The organism is Rhodococcus sp. 06-221-2 (assembly GCF_002258365.1).
GTDB classification, from domain to species: domain Bacteria; phylum Actinomycetota; class Actinomycetes; order Mycobacteriales; family Mycobacteriaceae; genus Rhodococcoides; species Rhodococcoides fascians.
In genome coordinates, this window is the sequence record NZ_NOYJ01000033.1 from 327,166 (window position 1) to 345,548 (window position 18,383).

Here is an 18,383-nt window from a genome sequence, read left to right on the forward strand (position 1 = left end):
CCGCCGAGACTCGCCAGTGACACGGTGAAGAAGTCGGACCAATTCACCGCGCGGCCACCCACACCGGGCGGACCGGTTCCATCCCGGACGACCCCTCGACCGGGCGAACGGACAAGATCTGGTCGACGCCCATCCTGTTGTCCCGGAATGCCATTCCCCCGCCGATCAGGTACAGCCGCCACACGCGCGCGACCTCTTCCCCGACCATCGCCACCACGTCGTCGTACCGCGACTCGAAGCGCTCGGTCCAGACGTCGACGGTCCGCACGTAATGCTCCCGAAGCGCATGGACGTCCCGAACCTCGAGTCCGGCCTCCTCGATCATGGCCACGGTCCGCCCGACGGGGCGCATGAACATGTCGGGCGCGATGAACGATTCGATGAATGCCCCGCCGCCGGGGTTGTCGCCTTCTCTTCGCGACATCTGCTGGATCAGTACTCGTCCGCCGGGCTTGACGTTGGCATGCAGTGCGGCGGTGTAGGTCGGGTAATTGGCCTCCCCCACATGTTCACCCATCTCGATCGACGCCACCGCGTCGAAGGGCCCGTCCGGAATTTCGCGGTAGTCCTGGATTCGGATCTCGACGTTGTCCTGCAGTCCTCGGTCGGCGATTCGCTTGTCGATGAAGGCCTTTTGTTCGCGCGAGATGGTCACTCCGACGACCTGCGCTCCGTATTCCTGTGCCGCATGCAGGCTGAGAGACCCCCAGCCACAGCCGACGTCGAGGAACCGTTGCCCGGATCGTTTGTCGAGCCCGATCTTTCGGCACACGAGGTCGAGCTTGTCGCGCTGGGCATCATCGAGGGTGTATTCCGGCGAATTCGAGGTCCAGTACGCCGACGAGTACGCCATGTGCGAATCGAGGACCAGTTCGTAGAAGTCGTTCGACAGGTCGTAATGGTGGCTGATCGCAGCGCGGTCGCGAAGCAACGAGTGCAGCCGCCCCTTCACCGAGGCCTGCGACGCGGGTGGCGGTAGTGGGCGGCCGAACACGCCGAGATCCTTGGCCAGCCGCGCCAGCCGCAGTAACGATGCCGGCCCCGGTCGTACTGCCGAGAGCCGGCGCTCACGGACCACACCCCAGACATGATCGAGAGCCGCGGCAAGATCGCCGTCGACGTCCAACTCCCCGGTGACGTACGCCTGCGCAGCACCGAGTTCACCGGGGCTCCACAGCAATCGACGAAGAGCGCTGGGGCTCCGCAACAGCACTTTCGGTGCCAGGGCGTCGCCGGCAACGGATCCGTCCCACGCCTGCAGCCGGACGGGAAGCGGGCCACCCACCAGGGGTTCCATCAACTCGGCAATTCGGTGTGCAACACCGACGCTGCGATCGGTCCGGTCCACGGTACTTGTCGAGGTGGTCATCGGTCGTCCCTTCGATCGAGCACGATCTGCTGAACATCGAGGTACCCGGATCGAAATCCGGCCTCCGAATAGCAGAGGTAGAAGTGCCACATTCGCGCGAATACATCGTCGAACCCGAGATCCGCTGCCTCGCTGCGGTATTCACGGAAGCGACTGTCCCACAGGGCCAGGGTTCGCGCGTAGTGATCACCCATGGACAGGCGCTCACGAACCCGAAGCGAGGTGTGCTGCTCGGTCACCTCCTCGATGGCCCGCACCGACGGCAGGAACCCGCCGGGAAAGATGTACTTGTGCACCCACGTGTACGTATTGCGGGTGGCCAGCATCCGGTCGTGCGGCATGGTGATGGCCTGGATCGCCACGCGTCCGCCCGGTGCCAGATGTGCATCGATCGTCTCGAAGTAGGTTGCCCAGTACTGATGACCGACGGCCTCGATCATCTCGACCGACACGATGGCGTCGTATCGGCCGTCCACCAACCGGTAGTCGAGGAGATCGATCTGTACTCGATCGCTGTATCCCGCTGCCGCGCAACGCTTACGCGCGAGCTCCTGCTGCTCCACCGACAGTGTCACCGACCGGACCGTCGCGCCGCGAGCGGCCGCGCGAATGGCCAGCTCGCCCCATCCGGTGCCGATCTCGAGGACCCTGGTTCCTTCGCCGACGCCTGCGCGATCGAGTAGCCGGTCGATCTTTCGGCGCTGGGCGTCGGCGAGCTCCACGCTGTCGTCGGGTCCCGATCCGGCGAACAACGCACTCGAGTAGGTCATGGTCTCGTCGAGGAAGAGCTCGAACAGCTCGTTCGACAGATCGTAGTGACGCGAGATGTTGGATCGAGTGTTCTTCGTCGTATTGCGCTCACTCCGTGGAGGTTTCGGGATGTAGAGCCCACGGAGTCGCTGCAAGGGCTCGGGAATCAGCGACGCCATTCGACGAGCGAAGACCTCGAGCACAGCGGTGAGATCCTCGGCATCCCAGTCTCCGGCCATGTATGCCTCACCGAATCCGATGAGGCCGCTGTCGCCGACGCGCGCGGCGAAGTCGTGTGGCCGATAGACCGTCATCAACGGTGCGTCGGACGATCCGGCCCCGAGCACTGTGCCGTCCGGCATCGCGACTCGGACCTGCAATCCCGCGACCGCACGACGGAAGAGAAAGTCGGCAACGGGCGCGGCTACCGCAACTTTCACGCCACCGGGAACGTGGGCGATCTGGGGCCAGACCCGAGGATCGACCAGCGGGCGCGGCCCGGGGCCGGACGGGTGCGACACGGAATCGGTTCGAGACACCGTCGTCATCTGTGAGCTCCTTCCTTCTGAACTCTCCGCGCCCCCGGAGGGGCAGGTTTCTGCACGATCTTCAGACCCCGCGCCCAGAGCCGAATGCCTTGCCAGCGAATCTGTATCACCACTCGCAGCGGTGCCATCGGGATCTCGAGTGCGGTACGAAGAATCGATCGCGTCGTCACCTGGCTGCGACGGCCGACGACGGTCGCCACGAACGGAGGGTGACCGAGACGTTCGAGGACGATCGACAGCCGGAGTGTGGCGTCCGGCTCGGGCAGCTGCATGGAGTACTCGCCGTCGACGTCGTTGAACGGTGAGACGTAGAACTCTTTGGAAGTCCGTGCCTCACCGTGGCGACCGGTGTCCAACAGGTACCGGTATCGCTCGCCGTAGGTGTTGTGCACCTCGGCCACCACGCAGCGGAGGTCTCCGTCGCGGTCGTGACACCAGTACACAGTCAATGGGTTGAACGTGTGCCCGAACACCCGCGCGCTGGCCAACATCGTGATGCGACCGCCGCCGAGATCGATTCCGCTCTCTGCCAAGAAGGCATCGACGTTCTGGCGAATGGTGGCACCAGGGTCACCCATGTGGTCGCGGGAATCGAATGATGCGAGTGGCCGCAGGATCCGCGGCAGTTCGGGAAGTGCGTCGAGGTCGACGAACCAGCTGTAGCTCTTGTACGAGAACGTATTTCGTATCGGTGCTCGTCGGACGTGATCGATCCGAGTGAGATACAGCGCCGCCCCGTGCGCCCGGGTGTTCGGCAGAACCGACGTCAGAGCCACGAGGCCCCCACCCGTTGCGCGGCGCGCGCTCCGGACAACGCACCGTCCTCATGGAATCCCCACCCGTGGTACGCCCCGGCGAACGACACCGTATCGGTGTCCAATTCGGGCAGCCGTCGCTGCGCTGCGACGGATTCGGGGGTGTACTGCGGGTGCTCGTAGGTCATCTCGTCGAGCACCGTGTTCGGGTCGATGCGATCTGCTCCCCCGAGGGTGACCAGCATCCTTCGATCGCTGTCACCCAATCGCTGCAACCTCGTCAGGTCGTAGCTGACCAGAACTCGATCGGGTTTGGCGCTACAGGACGGGAGGTGGTAGTTCCACGACGCTCTCGCTCTGATGTTTCGTGGCAGCACCGACGAGTCGGTGTGCAGTGCAGTGTGATTGACCGAATACGGCATAGCTCCGAGAACGCTGTGTTCGAGCGCAGTCGGCTCCGCGAGCATCTTCAGCGCGGCACCGGGATGGACTGCGATCACGGCGGCGTCGAACGTGCGCAGGTCGTCGTGGCCGTCCCGGATCTGCACCGAATCCCCGGACCGGTAGACAGCATGTACCGGATTGTCGAGCAACACCTCGTCGATGTGCTCCGCAACCCGACGAACGTATTCGATCGACCCGCCGGTGACGGTACGCCAGGTGGGAGATCCTGTGACGGTGAGCATTCCGTGGTGGCGGAGAAAAGTGAACAGGTAGCGAGCCGGGTAGGCGAGAGCAGTGTCCGGATCGCACGACCACACCGCGGACACCAACGGTGTCATGAAGTGGGATTCGAAGTATGCGGAGAACGAGTGCTGCTCCAAGAATTGAGCGAGCGTCGTCTCGGTGTCCGCGGCGTCCTCGCGCTCGAGTAGCTCGGTCGCCAGACGATGAAAACGCTTGACGTCGAGCAGCATCGAGACGAAGCGAGGCCGGAGGACCGCGGTCCGCTGCGCGAGAATGCCCCGCATTCCCTGTCCGCCCGAGTATTCGAGCCCGCAACCGTCGCACCGAACGGACATGCTCATGTCCGAATCCTGCGTCGGCACGTCGAGCTCGTCGAACAGACGGAGCAGCGTCGGATACGTGCGGTCGTTGTGCACGATGAACCCGGTGTCGACGCCCACCGGACCACCGGGGCCGTCCACGAAGTGGGTGTCCGCATGGCCGCCGAGCCGAGAGTCGGCCTCGTACAACGTCACCGACGAGTTCTTGGACAGCGCGTATGCCGCCGTGAGGCCGGCCACCCCGCTACCCACGACGGCAACACGGCGGGTCACGACGATTCTCCCCTGCAGCCCGTCGACGCACCGGATTCGCTCGAATCGGCTCGCGCCCTTGACTCGTCGGCGATACGGAGAACGAAGTCACGAGTGACGCGCGACCACACGCGCGGATCACGCAGCATGAAATGGCCTCCAGGCACCGAGAGATATTCGGCGTCGGCACCGTTCGCCATCGCGCGTTCGGTCGCACGACGGGAGGTTCGCGCGTCGGTCCACCGGTCGGCAGTTCCGTGCACCACGAGCAGCGTGCGATTCTCGTCGAATCCGTCGGCCTCCGTACCCTGCGGCCACCACGGAGCAAGCGCAACGACACCCGCGATCGACGGGTCGTCGATCAGCGCAGCAGCTGTGCGCCCGCCCATCGAGTGCCCCACCACAACCACAGGAACTCCGGGATTGCGGTCACGAATGCGGCGCAGCGCCCACCGCGCGTCCTCTACCGGCGTCCGTTCGGGGGCGTTCCAGCCGCGGAACCGATATCGCAGTTGTTGGACCGAAATATCGCGGCTACGTCCGGCCCGCCGAAGCGTCCAGGTGAAGGGCCACATTCTCAACCCCGCCAGGTGCCACGGCCTGCTGCGCGCGCGACTCACGTCCTTGCCACCGCTCAGAACCAATACCACCATCGACGGCGACGACAGCCGCTTTCCCGCGTAGAGAACTGGGGTCCGCTGGTTGCTCATGCCCTCTATTCGGCACCGAGCCCCCTCCGGGTGGGACCGGGTCGACAGCAGTGTTTGTGAGGTGTCCGACACAAAAAAAGACCGGGCCGAGAGAAAGTCTCTCGGCCCGGCCTTCACAGTGGAGCTGCCGGGAATCGAACCCGGGTCCTCTGCTGCATTGCCAGGGCTTCTCCGTGTGCAGTCCGCTATGCCTCTACTTGGATCTCCCGATCTCGCGAACAAGTCAGGATGACGATCCCAGCCACTGTTTGATGTTCCTCATCATCCCGCGGCCGGATGAATCGGTGAGCCCTCTAGCTGATGCCAGTACCCGGGCCGAGGGCAAGCCCGGACTGACAGACACGCAGTCGCTACTTAGGCAGCGAGTGCGTAGTCGCGCTGATTGGAATCGGCGCTTATAAGGTTGCGATGACGCTTACGGTGGTCTCTCGCCTGCACCGACACGCTTCCCCTGACTCAACATACAAAGTCGAAACCGTTCAGCCCCGTATGTTCCCGGACACCGTGCCCGGGCTGTTCAGTGTAACGCGTCGATCGGCCATATTCATCCCGTTAACGGCCGGCAGGTCCCTGCGCCGCGGCTGCACCGGCGTCGGACTCGACTCGATCCACTACTGTCCGCAGCATTCGACGAGCAACGGCCCTGCGTACGGGCAACGACGCGTACCACACGGCTCGCCCGGCCAGTCCGCGAGGAAAGAACACGAGTCGCTGTTCGATCGTCGGCTGCTTGGCGGTGCCACCGACCGTGAGATCCAACCACGCCTCACCAGGCAGCCGTCGTGACGACTTCAGCCGGGTGGTGTGCTCGGTTCCCGAGGCGGACGCATCCGGCCCCGTGGCGTCACGGTGCCAACCGGTGAGCACCTCGGCGTCGGCCAATCGTTCGAGCGCGGGCCGAATGGCGCTCGAACGCGCGCTGCTTCGGGCCACCCGGGTATCGGTGTAGACGACCTCTCCAGCCCAATCGGGGTCGGAGGGCAGCGGATCCGACGGGGCCGCAGTTCCGGTGGCGTCGGTCCACCGTGTCTCGACTTCGCCGTCGTCGATCTTGCGTAGAGCCAGCCGCACCGAATCTCGGTAGCCCGTCAAGCCTTCGGCCGGACGTGGAACGACGGCGTCGATATCCATTTCGTGACCGACGGCGTCGTACTGCAACGATTCGATGAGCGGCATCGCCAATCCGCGCGGAATCGGCGTCACCAACCCGATCCAGTGACCGGCCAGGCGAGGCGTCAACACCGGCAGCACGATGATGCGACGCTGGCGCAGACCGGCCACGTCGGCGTAGATGTTCATCATCTCGCCGTACTGCATGACGTCCGGCCCGCCGATGTCGTACGTGCGGGACTCGGTGACCGGAGCGCTCGCGGCCCCGATGAGGTAGTGCAGCACGTCGCGTACGGCAATCGGCTGAATTCGGTTGTGTACCCACCGTGGGGTGGTCATCACCGGCAACCGATTGGTCAGGTGGCGAATCATCTCGAACGAGGCCGAACCGGAACCGATGACGACGCCTGCCTGCAGCACGATCGTCGGGACACCCGACTCGATCAGAATTCGACCGACCTCTGCGCGTGACTTCAGGTGTGGCGACAGCTCTCCCGTCGGCGGATGCAGGCCACCGAGGTACACGATGCGGCCGACGCCGCAATCCGCAGCGACGGTGGCTACGTTCTCGGCGCTGTCGCGTTCGGTGTCGGCAAAATCGGAATGGCCCGCGGTGCCCATCGAGTGCACCAGGTAGTACATGACGTCGACGTCGCTGAGCGCCTCCTTCAGTGACTCCCGATCACTCAGGTCACCCTGGACGATCTCGACATCCGCCGCCCACGGAACGTTGTCGAGCTTGCTCGGGGTCCGAGCCAACACGCGGACCCGGTAACCCTCGTCGAGCAGACGCGGTGCCAGACGACCGCCCAGATATCCCGTGGCACCGGTGACCAGCACACGCGGCCGAGACGACGCGTTCTCGGACGTGGGGACATCGGAGGTAGAACCGGAAGCAGTCATAAACGGGTTCATTACCCGTGCGCGGGCAAGTTCAACCCGCGAGCGCGATCATCGCGATTGCCCCGAGCGCCAACGCCATTCCCACCTTCTGCAGTGCGCCGACCCGTTCGCCGAGCATCACCATCGCCAGCAACACCGTCGCAGCCGGATACAGCGAGGCGATGACGCTCACCAACGACAGCAGACCGCCCTCGTACGCGTAGATCATCGCGGCGTTGGCGACCACGTCGAGCACGCTGACGAACGCGGCAAGTTTGAGCACGCTGCCGTGTGGCGGTGCGAAATGCCCCGATGCCAACGCGACGGCCCAGACCACGGCGGTGGCCGATGCGCGGGACGCCGCGAGGGGCCACAGCCCACTGCCGTCACCGATCTGATGCAGGAAGATGAAGGCGAAGGCGAACGTCACACCCGACCCGACCGTCAGCCAGGCCACGGTGCGGGTGAACTTCATGTCGCGGCCGCCCGCGACCTCGCCGGTCACCTCGTCCGGTGACTCTTTGCTGACCAGCACGACGGCCACCAGGGCAACGGCGATGCCCACGAAGGCGATGACGCCGGGACGCTCGCCCATCGACAACCCGACCAGAACCGGGATCCCGGCGACCAGCACTGCCGTCACCGGGGACACCACTGCCATCGGCCCGGCCGCGAGCGCGAGATAGAACCACCACACGGCGACGCCGCCCGCCACACCCGACGCCAGGCCCCACAGCATCGCGGGGAGTTCGATGGTCCCGCCGACGAACGGAGCGACGAGCAACACGATGACGAGTGACAGCGGGTAGGACACGATGACCACCCGCAGGGCGGCGACTCGACGGGACGCGACACCGCCGACGAAATCGCTCACCCCGTAGCCCACGGCAGCTACCAGAGCGAGCAGAACAGCGGTCAGCGCATGCCCTTCACTCGACGCCCGAGCTCGCGGGTGACTTCGCGTTCGGCGGTGCGCTTGGCCAACGACTGTCTCTTGTCGTAGTCCTGCTTGCCCTTGGCCAACGCCAGTTCGACCTTGACCTTGCCGTCCGAGAAGTACATCGACAGCGGCACCAACGTCAGGTTTCCCTCTTTGACCTTGCCGGCCAGGCGGTCGATCTCGCGACGATGGAGAAGAAGTTTGCGGTTTCGACGCGGCGCGTGGTTGGTCCAACTTCCGAGCGTGTATTCCGCGATGTGCAGCCCGCGCAGCCAGATCTCGCCGTCGTCGACGGTCGCGAAGGCGTCGACGAGGGAGGCCTTGCCGTCGCGCAGGCTCTTGACCTCGGTGCCGACGAGCGCGACTCCGGCCTCGACGACGTCGAGTATGGAGTAGTTGTGCCGTGCCTTGCGATTGGTCGCAATGGCCTTGCGGCCCTTCTCTCTCACTGCAGGGCCCTTTCTCGAGCGTTCGATGCGTGACGCCGTATCGTCGGCAACCGCTCCAGCATAGAACCGATGGGCAACCGAATTTATTCGCGCACGTAGAGGCGCAATGTGATGTAGGCGGTGACCGCCGCCATTCCCACTCCGACGAGTGCCAGGAACGGCGAGACCAACAGCACGTCACTGTTCGATATCCGGGCCAGAATATTGGCTTGATAGACGTCGGAGAGGACGTCGTCGATGAACATGTTCTTCGCGGTGAACAGCCCGGCAATCGCCAGCGCCGAACCGACCAGAGCTGCGACCACGGCTTCGAGGAGGAACGGCAGCTGGGTGTACCACCGGGTGGCGCCGACCAGCCGCATGATTCCGACCTCGGTTCGTCTGGTGAACGCAGCGATCTGGACCATGTTGGCGATCAGGAGGATCGCAGCGATCGCCTGCACGGTGGCAATCGCGAACGCTGCGTTGCGTACTCCGTTGAGGACGCTGAACAACCGCTCCACCAGGTCTCGCTGGTTGAGCACGCTCTGCACACCCGGACGGTTCTCGAAGTTGTCGTTGATCACTCCGAATCGCTCCGGGTCGCTCAGACGCACCTTGAACGAGGCCGGGAAACTGTCGGCACTGACCAACTCGGCCAGTTCGGGTTGGTCCTTGAACACTCGCTCGGTCGCGTCCTTCACCGCGTCCTCGCGGTTGAGGTACTGCACCGAGACCACGGAGGGTGTGTTCTCGAGATCCGAGCGCAACGTAGCGCACGTCTCCTGGGCACAATCTGCGTCGGTGGCAGAGATGTCGTCGGTGAGGAAGATCTGCACCTCCACCCGGTCGAGGAAGATCTGCTGGGTCTTTCCTGCCATCTGCACCACGAGCAATCCGCCGCCGAACAGACCGAGGGAAATAGCGGTCGTCAAGATCATGGCGATCGTCATGGTGATGTTGCGGCGAAGCCCGGTGAAGACCTCACTGAAGATGAAACTTGCGCGCATCGCGGAATCCGAGCCCTTCGATTCGTTCGGTCGAGAAGTCTGAGCGGTCGAGTTCGGTGGTCGGAGTCAGCGGCCGACGCCGTAGACCCCTCGGGCCTCGTCACGAACGACTCGTCCGTTGTCCAGTTCCACGACGCGTCGACGCATGGAATCGACGATGTGGTTGTCGTGGGTCGCCATCAGCACGGTGGTTCCGGTGCGATTGATGCGCTCGAGCAGCAGCATGATGTCCTGACTGGTGTCCGGATCGAGGTTTCCGGTCGGCTCGTCGGCGAGCAGCACCAGCGGTCGATTGACGAACGCCCTGGCGATCGCCACACGCTGCTGCTCACCACCGGACAACTCGTTGGGCAGACGGTCGGACTTGCCGCCGAGTCCCACCAGATCCAGCACCTCGGGAACAGTGCGCTTGATCATCGATCGAGGCTTGCCGATCACCTCGAGCGCGAACGCGACGTTTTCCACCACGGTCTTCTGCTGCAGCAGTCGGAAGTCCTGGAACACGCACCCCATGCTCTGTCGTAGCCGCGGGACGCGACGAGCAGCGAGCCGGTTGACGTGAAAATCCGCTACGTGGATATCGCCGGACGTCGGCGTCTCTTCCTTGAGCAGTAAGCGCATGAATGTCGACTTACCCGAACCCGAGGGCCCGATCAGAAACACGAACTCGCCTTTGTCGATGGAGACCGTCACCTTGTCCAGAGCGGGCCTGGTCGAGGTCTTGTAGGACTTGGACACATTCGAGGTGCTGATCACGGGTCGCCAGTGTAGTCCTTACCCGTCGGTAACCGCCGGAAGCGAGCGGGTGCCGCGGCGAGTCCCGAGGGCCGGTAAAGGATGCCTCAGCGCGACGACGTCGGTGCAGGCCGGGACGGGATGAGCGACTGAATCGCCGGCGGGATGGGCACGCCGAACGGGGCAGTCGTCGTGGTCGGCGGGGCGGTGGTCGTCGTCGACTGGGTACCGGTGTCGTCGGCGCTCGTCGACGACTCCGGCTCGGTGGTCGTGCTGGGTGTGGTGGTGGTCGACAGACGTGAGGGCGTCGGTACGTACGTCTGCGATTCGCTCGGTTGCGTGAGCTCGTCCGGGCTCACCGCAACCGGCCCCTGAACCGCTTCCCCGTTCCTCTCGGCGATATCTGCGCTGACCTGCCCGTACAGCAGAGCGGTGAGCACGAAGCAGATTCCGAACGCCACGGTGGAGGTTCGGACGCGGCCGTAGATCTTGGCCGGAATGCGCCACTGCCGCCAATGTCGTTGCGAGCGTTCGGTTCCGGTATCGGGTGTACTCACTGGTCTTCCGTTCGATCTCGTCCCGATGATTCCGGTGCAACTCCGGCCGTGCTGACGTCGGGGGCAACGTTGATGCCCTCGGGCTGCAGCGCAGCGGCAACTCTCACACGCAGCTCTCGTCCCACCTGGAATTGCTTGCCCGGCAGCGTCCGCGCGACCAAGCGCACGTTGACCTGCCCCACCTCGATGCTCTCCACGCCCATCACGGTCGGTTCGTCGAGTAGGAGCGGACGCAAGTGTGAATCTGCGAACGCATCGCGGCCGACCGCACGCAGCAGCGCATTCACCTGAGTCAGATCGGCGGTACTGGGGACCGGAACGTCGACGACGGCGCGAGCCCAATCCTTGGACAGGTTGATCGCCTTGACGATCTGCCCGTTCGGCACGGTGATGACCTCGCCGTCGACGCTACGGACCCGCGTCACTCGGAGCGTGACGTCCTCGACGGTGCCCTCGGCATCCTCGGCGGAGCCGTTGACGGCGATCTGCACCACGTCACCGAAGCCGTACTGGCGCTCGGTGATGATGAAGAAGCCGGCGAGGATGTCTTGCACCACGCGCTGAGCACCGAAACCGAGGGCTGCACCGATGACAGTTGCGGGTGCCACGAGTCCACCGACCCCGAAGCCGAACCGGCGCAGCACCTCGATGGTGACCAGGATGTAGATGAGCGTGACCAGCACCCAGGTGATGACCTGTGCCAGGGCATGACGGTGTTTGGCGGCCTCCGACCGGACGAGCGCGTCGCTGTGCTGGTAGTTCTGGTCGATGCGGGCCGTGATCCGGGAGCCGGTCCACGTGACGAACCGCGCGGCCAGTAGCCCGCCGAGGATGTAAAGCACGATTCCGAGGCCGTTGAGCTTGACCTCGGGCGTCACGTTGAGCCAGGCCGTCATCGGTTACTGCTCCCCTCGCATTCGCCAGCGAATTCCCGATTCCAGGAAGCCGTCGATGTCTCCATCGAGAACAGTAGACGGATTGTTGACCTCGTACTCGGTACGCAAATCTTTGACCATCTGGTACGGGTGCAGCACGTACGAGCGCATCTGATTACCCCAGGAGCTGCCGCCGTCACCTTTGAGCGCGTCCATCTCGGCCCGCTCTTCCTTGCGCTTGACCTCGAGCAGCTTGGCCTGCAGCACGCGCATGGCCGACACCTTGTTCTGCAGCTGCGACTTCTCGTTCTGGCAGGTCACGACGATTCCGGTCGGAATATGCGTCAACCGGACGGCGGAGTCGGTGGTGTTGACCGACTGCCCACCTGGCCCGGACGAGCGATAGACGTCGACCCGAATGTCGTTCTCGGGGATTTCGATGTGGTCGGTGGTCTCGACGACCGGAAGCACCTCGACCTCCGCGAACGACGTCTGGCGTCGACCCTGGTTGTCGAACGGGCTGATCCGGACGAGCCGGTGCGTGCCTTGCTCGACCGAGAGCGTTCCGTAGGTGTACGGCGCCTTGACGGCGAACGTCGCGCTCTTGATTCCGGCTTCTTCGGCGTAGGACGTGTCGTAGACCTCGACGCCGTACCCGTGCTTCTCGGCCCAGCGGATGTACATGCGCATGAGCATTTCCGCCCAGTCGGCGGCGTCGATTCCGCCGGCACCGGAGCGAATGTTCACGAGGGCGTCGCGGGCGTCGTACTCACCGGACAGCAGCGTTCGAACTTCCATGGCAGCGATGTCCTCTCGGAGCGAGGCGCGTTCGGCGTCGGCGTCAGCGGTGGCGGACGCGGCGGCCTCGCCCTCTTCGCCCTCGGCCAACTCGTACAGAACCGGCATGTCCTCGAGGCGCTGCCGGAGCTCCTCGACGCGGCGCAGTTCGGCCTGCGCATGGGAGAGCTGGCTGGTCACCTGCTGAGCGTGTTCCTGGTCGTTCCACAGGTCGGGTGAGGCGGCCTGATGTTCCAGCTCGTCGATGCGTCGCCGCAGCTCCTCGACGTCGAGAACGGACTCGACTGTGGACAGAGTGGTGTCGAGCTCGGCGAGGTCTGCAGAAACGTCGGGATGCACGAGAGTCAAGGTTACCGGCACACGAACCCGTCCCCGACCGCCCCCGAAGACGCATGGTCATCCAGGTGTTCGAACCGTGCTGATTCGAACCCTGTTCGGGCACCTCGTCCGCTGTTAGCTTTCGACGAGTCGGCATATGCGCATGTCGACATCCCTGCCGCCGCACGGTGCCAGCGACATTCGATGGACAGAGGAGTCTCGTATGACCGTCACCGACCAGTACCTCGAGAACAACAAGGCATACGCCGCCCAGTTCGACGGTCCCCTACCGCTGCCGCCGTCGAAGCACGTCGCGGTGGTCGCGTGCATGGATGCCCGGCTCGACGTCTATCGGATTCTCGGCCTGGCAGACGGGGAAGCACACGTGATCCGCAATGCGGGTGGGGTGATCACCGACGACGAGATTCGTTCACTGGCCATCAGCCAGCGGCTGCTCGGCACCAAGGAGATCATCCTGATCCACCACACCGATTGCGGCATGCTCACGTTCACCGACGACGAGTTCAAGAACGACCTCCAGGAAGAAACGGGTCTGAAGCCCAACTGGGCTGCCGAGTCGTTCCCCGATCTGAACCGCGACGTTCGGCAGTCCTTGGCGCGCATCGAGCTCAGCCCGTTCGTCACGAAGCACGAGTCGCTTCGCGGGTTCGTCTTCGATGTTGCCACCGGAAAGTTGAACGAAGTCACCGGATAGGCCCGGCCACCCATATTGCCGCGTGCGAGCAGGCCCGTGCGCGGCGATAGTCTTCTGCGGTGACCGACTACTCTGCCGATCTGCATCTCGCCCTCCGGCTCGCCGACGAAGCCGACGTCATCACCCGTGGACGATTCCTCGCCATGGACCTGACGGTGGACTCGAAGCCGGATCTCACACCGGTCAGCGACGCAGACCTGGCCGTGGAAACGATGATTCGGGCGCAGCTCGGATCGGAGCGTCCCGACGATGCTCTGCTCGGCGAGGAGTTCGGTGGCACGGCTACGTTCAGCGGCCGCCAATGGGTCGTCGATCCGATCGACGGCACCAAGAACTTCGTGCGCGGCGTACCCGTGTGGGCAACGCTGATCGCGCTGCTCGAGGACGGCGTCCCCGCAGTCGGAGTGGTCAGCGCCCCGGCGCTGCATCGCCGATGGTGGGCCGCCGAGCAGCTGGGATCGTGGACGAGCGTCGGCGACGAAACCGCCCGTCGAATCCACGTGTCGAAAGTCGATTCACTGGCCGCGTCCAGCCTGAGCTTCTCCAGCCTGTCCGGCTGGGCCGACCTCGGAACGAGAGACCGCTTCGTCGGACTGACCGATGACGTGTGGCGAGTTCGCGCCTACGGCGATTTCTTCTCGTACTGCCTGCTCGCCGAAGGAGCCCTCGACATCGCCGCCGAGCCGGAGGTCTCCTTGTGGGATCTGGCGGCACTCGATGTTCTGGTGCGCGAGGCGGGCGGGACGTTCACCTCGCTCGATGGACGCGTCGGGCCGCACGGCGGGAGCGCGGTAGCCACGAACGGGCTGCTGCACCAGGACATCCTCGGCCGCCTCTCCCCCGCTGTGTGATTCGGTCGGCACTCACCGGAGACGGACCGTGAGAGCAGCGCGGAGTCAGAGGACTGCGGCCAGGACCAGGGCCAGGAGCGGAGTGATTCCCTGCACGAACGCGGGCCGGAAGTACTTCGCTCCGCCGGTGGCGAGCACCAGAGCCGCGCCGACGATGCTGGCGCATGCGAAGTAGACGATCGCGTCGCCGGCCGAACCGCCCACGATGAGGCCGACCACGATGCCGATGCCGAGAAACAGGTTGTAGAACCCCTGATTGAAGGCCATCGGTTTGGTGATGTCTGCGTCGTTCTGACTGGCGACACCGAACTTCGCCCACACGGCCGGCTTGGACCAGAGCACGCTTTCCATGACGAAGATGACGACATGGAGTACCGCGGCGAGGGCGGCGAAGACCTGAGCTATCGGATGCACAGGAAACAGCCTGTCACATCGGTACGACGCAGGATACGAAAGACCCGCCACGGTGTTGTGCGCCACCAGTACTTACTCGACAGTAGACAGCTAACTTACTCGGGAGTAAGATCTGTGAAGTCCGTGCCCGACGCCGAGGAACTGGTGATCATGAGCAAGCAAGACAGTGTGGTCGACGCGAAGGCCCCCAAGGTGCCCCGCGATACTTCTGCGGTTGGCCTCAACCCGTTCAAGAGAGATGCGATCGGAACCGCCATGCGCGTTCTGACGGCCATCACCGGGTCCGAACTGGCGGAGAAGTACAACCTCCGACAGACGATCGACCGCGTCACGTACGAGAGCACCAAAACCGGTTTCAAGACTCTCGGTGCCGCCAACCGTACGTTCGCCAAGGTCACCGGAGGCGGCAAGCCCAAGCGTCTCGACGACGGTGCCGCGAAGAACCTGAGCTACTTCGACCTGACGCCCGACGACGAGCAGCGCATGATCGTCGAAACGGTCAAGGAGTTCGCCGAGGAAATCCTCCGGCCGGCCGCCTTCGAGGCCGATCACAACGCCTCCTCCCCCGAGGACCTGGTTCGTCGCTCGGCCGAACTCGGCATCACGCTCATCAACGTTCCCGAGGAACTCGACGGTGCCGCCAGCGAGCGCGGTGCGGTCACCAATTCCCTCGTCGCCGAGGCTCTCGCTCACGGCGATATGGGCCTGGCCCTGCCGATCCTCGCGCCCAGCGGTGTCGCGGTCGCCCTCACTCAGTGGGGAACGGACGCGCAGCAGAAGACGTACCTCCCGGCATTCGTCGGCGAGAAGGTGCCGAACGCAGCAGTGGTCGTCAACGAGCCCCGCGCACTGTTCGATCCGTACGCGTTGCAGACCAAGGCCGTTCGCTCCCCCAGCGGGTACAAGCTCAACGGAGTCAAGAGCCTCGTGCCTGCGGCCGGCAGCTCCGAGCTGTTCGTCATCGCCGCTGAACTCGAAGGTCGCCCGACTTTCTTCATCGTCGAGTCCGATTCCAAGGGCCTCGTCGTCGAAGCGGATCCGAGCATGGGTCTGCGCGCCGCGGGCCTGGGTCGCCTGATCCTCACCGACGTGGCAGTGCCCGAGTCGGCTCTGCTCGGTGATGGTGACGCCGACCAGCGCGCCGCCGAGTACAGCGCCGCCATCGGTTTGGCCCGTCTGGGCTGGGCCTCCTTGGCCGTCGGTACGAGCCAGGCCGTACTCGACTACGTCGTTCCGTACGTCAACGAGCGCGTTGCGTTCGGCGAGCCGATCAGTAACCGCCAGGCCGTGGCCTTCATGGTCGCCAACATCGCCATCGAGCTCGACGGCATGCGGTTGGTCACGCTGCGTGGCGCGTCTCGCGCCGAGCAGGGACTGTCGTTCACTCGTGAATCGGCCCTCGCACGCCGCCTGGCGTCCGAGAAGGGAATGCAGATCGGCTCCGACGGTGTGCAGTTGCTCGGTGGACACGGCTTCACCAAGGAACATCCGGTCGAGCGCTGGTACCGCGATCTACGGTCCGTCGGCGTCGCCGAAGGCATCGTTCTCATCTAGCTCGCCGACCCGAATTCCATGGCACTCACCCAAGGACACACACGATGATCAATCTTGAACTTCCCAAGAAGCTTCGGGCGCAGGCGAATCAGGCTCACCAGGTCGCTGCCGAGATTTTCCGCCCCATCTCCCGCAAGTACGACCTCGCCGAGCACGAGTACCCGGTGGAGCTCGACACCATGGCGTCCATGGTCGAAGGCATGTCCGACGCCGGTGGCGAAATCGGCGGAGCCGCTGGTGGCCGCGAGAAGGACAGCGAGTCGGCCAAGCCCAGCAAGACAGCCAACTCCAACGGCGGCAACATGTCCGCTCTGGTGAACGTCATCGAGACCTGCTGGGGCGACGTCGGCCTCACGCTGTCGATCCCGTACCAGGGACTCGGCAACTCCGCTATCGCCGCGGTCTCCACCGACGAGCAGCTCGAGCGCTTCGGCAAGGTGTGGGCTTCGATGGCCATCACCGAGCCCAGCTTCGGCTCGGACTCCGCGGCGGTCACCACCACCGCTGTCCTCGACGGCGACGAGTGGGTGCTCAACGGCGAGAAGATCTACGTCACCGCCGGTGAGCGTTCCACCCACATCGTGGTGTGGGCAACGGTCGACAAGTCTCTCGGCCGCGCAGCCATCAAGTCGTTCGTCGTCCCGCGTGACGCCCCGGGCCTGTCGGTTGCCCGCCTCGAGCACAAGCTGGGCATCAAGGCGTCCGACACCGCAGCCCTGCTGCTCGAGGATTGCCGCATCCCGAAGGACAACCTGCTCGGCACCGCCGAGGTCAACGTCGAAAAGGGCTTCGCGGGCGTCATGCAGACGTTCGACAACACTCGCCCTCTGGTTGCTGGAATGGCGATCGGCGTCGCCCGTGCCGCACTCGAGGAGTTGCGGTCGATCCTGGTCGATGCCGGAGTCGACATCTCGTACGAGACTCCCGCCTACAACCAGCACGCGGCGGCCGCAGAATTTTTGCGACTCGAAGCAGACTGGGAAGCCGCGCACCTGCTCGCACTGCGCGCGGCATGGATGGCAGACAACAAGGAGCCCAACTCGCTGCAGGCGTCGATGTCGAAGGCGAAGGCCGGACGCTCCGCAGTCGACATCACCCTCAAAGCAGTCGAGTTGGCCGGTACCTACGGCTACTCCGAGCGCCCACTGCTCGAGAAGTGGAGCCGTGACTCCAAGATTCTCGACATCTTCGAGGGCACGCAGCAGATCCAGCAGCTGATCGTTGCCCGTCGCGTACTCGGAAAGTCCTCGGCCGAGCTGAAGTAAACAGTGGCTCGTCATCGAGTCGGCACGTGATCGACAAGCGGCACCGGACTGTGCGTCCGGTGCCGCTTTCGTGCGCTTGGAAGAAATGTCGAGGGTCCGTGTCGATATCGTGATGTCTCGATCGTCGTCTTCGTGTACGGCGAATCGCGCCGCGACACCGAGGTACCGAGCCAAGGAGCGCACCATGAAGTACATCCTGTTGATCAACGCCGACACCTCCCCCGGTGCTGCACCCGGCTGCAGCAGTGTGGAGGACTGGATGACGTACGAGAAGGAATTGAAGGAGGCCGGGGTCTACGTTGCCGGGCACGCGCTGGCCGACTTGACCACTGCTACCGCGGTACGCGTCGATCCGAGCACGGGCGAACGGACCGTTACAGACGGCCCGTATGCCGAGTCGCACGAGGTACTCGGGGGTTACGACGTCATCGACGTTCCCGACCTCGATGCAGCGCTCGAGTGGGCGGCCCGCTGCCCCGGCTCCAAGGACGGCGGCACCGTCGTCGTGCGCCCGCTCGCAGAATTCTGACGCGCGGGATC

General features: G+C 64.5%; 19 protein-coding genes and 1 other RNA gene. 5 read left to right on the forward strand and 15 right to left on the reverse strand.

Annotated features, from left to right (window positions below; all coding sequences use genetic code 11):
• Positions 1 to 43: 43 nt before the first annotated feature.
• From CH281_RS21060 to prfB, 14 genes are all read right to left on the reverse strand, one after another.
• Positions 44 to 1,369 carry an SAM-dependent methyltransferase gene (locus CH281_RS21060; protein WP_052057231.1) on the reverse strand — a complete coding sequence of 442 codons (1,326 nt, stop codon included), beginning with the start codon at positions 1,367 to 1,369 and terminating at the stop codon, positions 44 to 46.
• Positions 1,366 to 2,667 (reverse strand): SAM-dependent methyltransferase, encoded by a 1,302-nt coding sequence (locus tag CH281_RS21065; RefSeq protein ID WP_032387195.1) that lies wholly within the window; start codon positions 2,665 to 2,667, stop codon positions 1,366 to 1,368. The genes CH281_RS21060 and CH281_RS21065 overlap by 4 nt, the downstream gene beginning before the upstream one ends.
• Entirely contained in the window at positions 2,664 to 3,443 is a 780-nt protein-coding gene (locus tag CH281_RS21070) for a DUF1365 domain-containing protein (RefSeq protein ID WP_052057230.1), read from the reverse strand. The genes CH281_RS21065 and CH281_RS21070 overlap by 4 nt, the downstream gene beginning before the upstream one ends.
• Positions 3,434 to 4,720, reverse strand: coding sequence for an NAD(P)/FAD-dependent oxidoreductase (locus CH281_RS21075; protein WP_201010647.1), 1,287 nt, complete (start codon positions 4,718 to 4,720; stop codon positions 3,434 to 3,436). The genes CH281_RS21070 and CH281_RS21075 overlap by 10 nt, the downstream gene beginning before the upstream one ends.
• Positions 4,699 to 5,391, reverse strand: coding sequence for an alpha/beta fold hydrolase (locus CH281_RS21080; protein ID WP_032387193.1), 693 nt, complete (start codon positions 5,389 to 5,391; stop codon positions 4,699 to 4,701). Before CH281_RS21080 ends, CH281_RS21075 begins: the two co-directional genes overlap by 22 nt.
• Before the next feature lie 116 nt (positions 5,392 to 5,507).
• Positions 5,508 to 5,878, reverse strand: a transfer-messenger RNA (tmRNA) gene (gene ssrA, locus CH281_RS21085).
• Positions 5,879 to 5,943: 65 nt separating this feature from the next.
• Positions 5,944 to 7,404: an SDR family NAD(P)-dependent oxidoreductase gene (locus CH281_RS21090; protein ID WP_052057229.1), complete on the reverse strand. Its 1,461-nt coding sequence runs from the start codon at positions 7,402 to 7,404 to the stop codon at positions 5,944 to 5,946.
• A gap of 31 nt (positions 7,405 to 7,435) precedes the next feature.
• Positions 7,436 to 8,290: a DMT family transporter gene (locus CH281_RS21095; protein WP_072692108.1), complete on the reverse strand. Its 855-nt coding sequence runs from the start codon at positions 8,288 to 8,290 to the stop codon at positions 7,436 to 7,438.
• An 8-nt stretch (positions 8,291 to 8,298) separates the two neighbouring features.
• Positions 8,299 to 8,772 (reverse strand): SsrA-binding protein SmpB, encoded by a 474-nt coding sequence (smpB, locus tag CH281_RS21100; protein WP_027496576.1) that lies wholly within the window; start codon positions 8,770 to 8,772, stop codon positions 8,299 to 8,301.
• Positions 8,773 to 8,855: 83 nt separating this feature from the next.
• Positions 8,856 to 9,761, reverse strand: a complete 906-nt coding sequence (ftsX, locus tag CH281_RS21105) for a permease-like cell division protein FtsX (RefSeq protein WP_032366335.1) — start codon at positions 9,759 to 9,761, stop codon at positions 8,856 to 8,858.
• A gap of 66 nt (positions 9,762 to 9,827) precedes the next feature.
• A complete protein-coding gene (gene ftsE / locus CH281_RS21110) occupies positions 9,828 to 10,517 on the reverse strand; it encodes a cell division ATP-binding protein FtsE (RefSeq protein ID WP_027496574.1) in 690 nt (229 codons plus the stop codon).
• Between the two features lie 86 nt (positions 10,518 to 10,603).
• Complete coding sequence (locus CH281_RS21115; RefSeq protein ID WP_032387191.1) at positions 10,604 to 11,053, reverse strand: hypothetical protein; 450 nt, start codon at positions 11,051 to 11,053, stop codon at positions 10,604 to 10,606.
• Positions 11,050 to 11,949 carry a mechanosensitive ion channel family protein gene (locus tag CH281_RS21120; RefSeq protein WP_027496572.1) on the reverse strand — a complete coding sequence of 300 codons (900 nt, stop codon included), beginning with the start codon at positions 11,947 to 11,949 and terminating at the stop codon, positions 11,050 to 11,052. The genes CH281_RS21115 and CH281_RS21120 overlap by 4 nt, the downstream gene beginning before the upstream one ends.
• Before the next feature lie 3 nt (positions 11,950 to 11,952).
• Positions 11,953 to 13,065, reverse strand: a complete 1,113-nt coding sequence (gene prfB, locus CH281_RS21125; protein WP_027496571.1) for a peptide chain release factor 2 — start codon at positions 13,063 to 13,065, stop codon at positions 11,953 to 11,955.
• 202 nt (positions 13,066 to 13,267) lie between these two features.
• On the opposite strand from prfB, the gene CH281_RS21130 reads away from it, so the two are divergent.
• Together CH281_RS21130 and hisN are read left to right on the forward strand one after the other, a co-directional pair.
• A complete protein-coding gene (locus tag CH281_RS21130; protein ID WP_027496570.1) occupies positions 13,268 to 13,759 on the forward strand; it encodes a beta-class carbonic anhydrase in 492 nt (163 codons plus the stop codon).
• 59 nt (positions 13,760 to 13,818) lie between these two features.
• Positions 13,819 to 14,610 (forward strand): histidinol-phosphatase, encoded by a 792-nt coding sequence (gene hisN / locus CH281_RS21135; RefSeq protein ID WP_032387190.1) that lies wholly within the window; start codon positions 13,819 to 13,821, stop codon positions 14,608 to 14,610.
• Between the two features lie 45 nt (positions 14,611 to 14,655).
• On the opposite strand, the gene CH281_RS21140 is transcribed toward hisN, so the two are convergent.
• On the reverse strand, positions 14,656 to 15,024 hold the full coding sequence (locus tag CH281_RS21140) for a DUF1304 domain-containing protein (protein ID WP_094695466.1): 369 nt from the start codon (positions 15,022 to 15,024) through the stop codon (positions 14,656 to 14,658).
• Positions 15,025 to 15,168: 144 nt separating this feature from the next.
• Here CH281_RS21140 and CH281_RS21145 point away from each other — a divergent pair, with 144 nt between their 5' ends.
• From CH281_RS21145 to CH281_RS21155, 3 genes are all read left to right on the forward strand, one after another.
• Positions 15,169 to 16,578: an acyl-CoA dehydrogenase family protein gene (locus tag CH281_RS21145; protein WP_032366564.1), complete on the forward strand. Its 1,410-nt coding sequence runs from the start codon at positions 15,169 to 15,171 to the stop codon at positions 16,576 to 16,578.
• Positions 16,579 to 16,622: 44 nt separating this feature from the next.
• Positions 16,623 to 17,843: an acyl-CoA dehydrogenase family protein gene (locus CH281_RS21150; RefSeq protein WP_032366333.1), complete on the forward strand. Its 1,221-nt coding sequence runs from the start codon at positions 16,623 to 16,625 to the stop codon at positions 17,841 to 17,843.
• A 184-nt stretch (positions 17,844 to 18,027) separates the two neighbouring features.
• Positions 18,028 to 18,372 carry a YciI family protein gene (locus CH281_RS21155; RefSeq protein ID WP_027496565.1) on the forward strand — a complete coding sequence of 115 codons (345 nt, stop codon included), beginning with the start codon at positions 18,028 to 18,030 and terminating at the stop codon, positions 18,370 to 18,372.
• Positions 18,373 to 18,383: the final 11 nt, after the last annotated feature.

Bases quoted from the DNA above. Each gene is read 5' to 3' on its own strand.
- CH281_RS21060 (WP_052057231.1), bottom strand. From the start codon at position 1,369: ATGACCACCTCGACAAGTACCGTGGACCGGACCGATCGCAGCGTCGGT.
- CH281_RS21065 (WP_032387195.1), bottom strand. From the start codon at position 2,667: ATGACGACGGTGTCTCGAACCGATTCCGTGTCGCACCCGTCCGGCCCC.
- CH281_RS21080 (WP_032387193.1), bottom strand. From the start codon at position 5,391: ATGAGCAACCAGCGGACCCCAGTTCTCTACGCGGGAAAGCGGCTGTCG.
- CH281_RS21090 (WP_052057229.1), bottom strand. From the start codon at position 7,404: ATGACTGCTTCCGGTTCTACCTCCGATGTCCCCACGTCCGAGAACGCG.
- ftsX (WP_032366335.1), bottom strand. From the start codon at position 9,761: ATGCGCGCAAGTTTCATCTTCAGTGAGGTCTTCACCGGGCTTCGCCGC.
- CH281_RS21120 (WP_027496572.1), bottom strand. From the start codon at position 11,949: ATGACGGCCTGGCTCAACGTGACGCCCGAGGTCAAGCTCAACGGCCTC.
- CH281_RS21130 (WP_027496570.1), top strand. From the start codon at position 13,268: ATGACCGTCACCGACCAGTACCTCGAGAACAACAAGGCATACGCCGCC.
- CH281_RS21150 (WP_032366333.1), top strand. From the start codon at position 16,623: ATGATCAATCTTGAACTTCCCAAGAAGCTTCGGGCGCAGGCGAATCAG.
- CH281_RS21155 (WP_027496565.1), top strand. From the start codon at position 18,028: ATGAAGTACATCCTGTTGATCAACGCCGACACCTCCCCCGGTGCTGCA.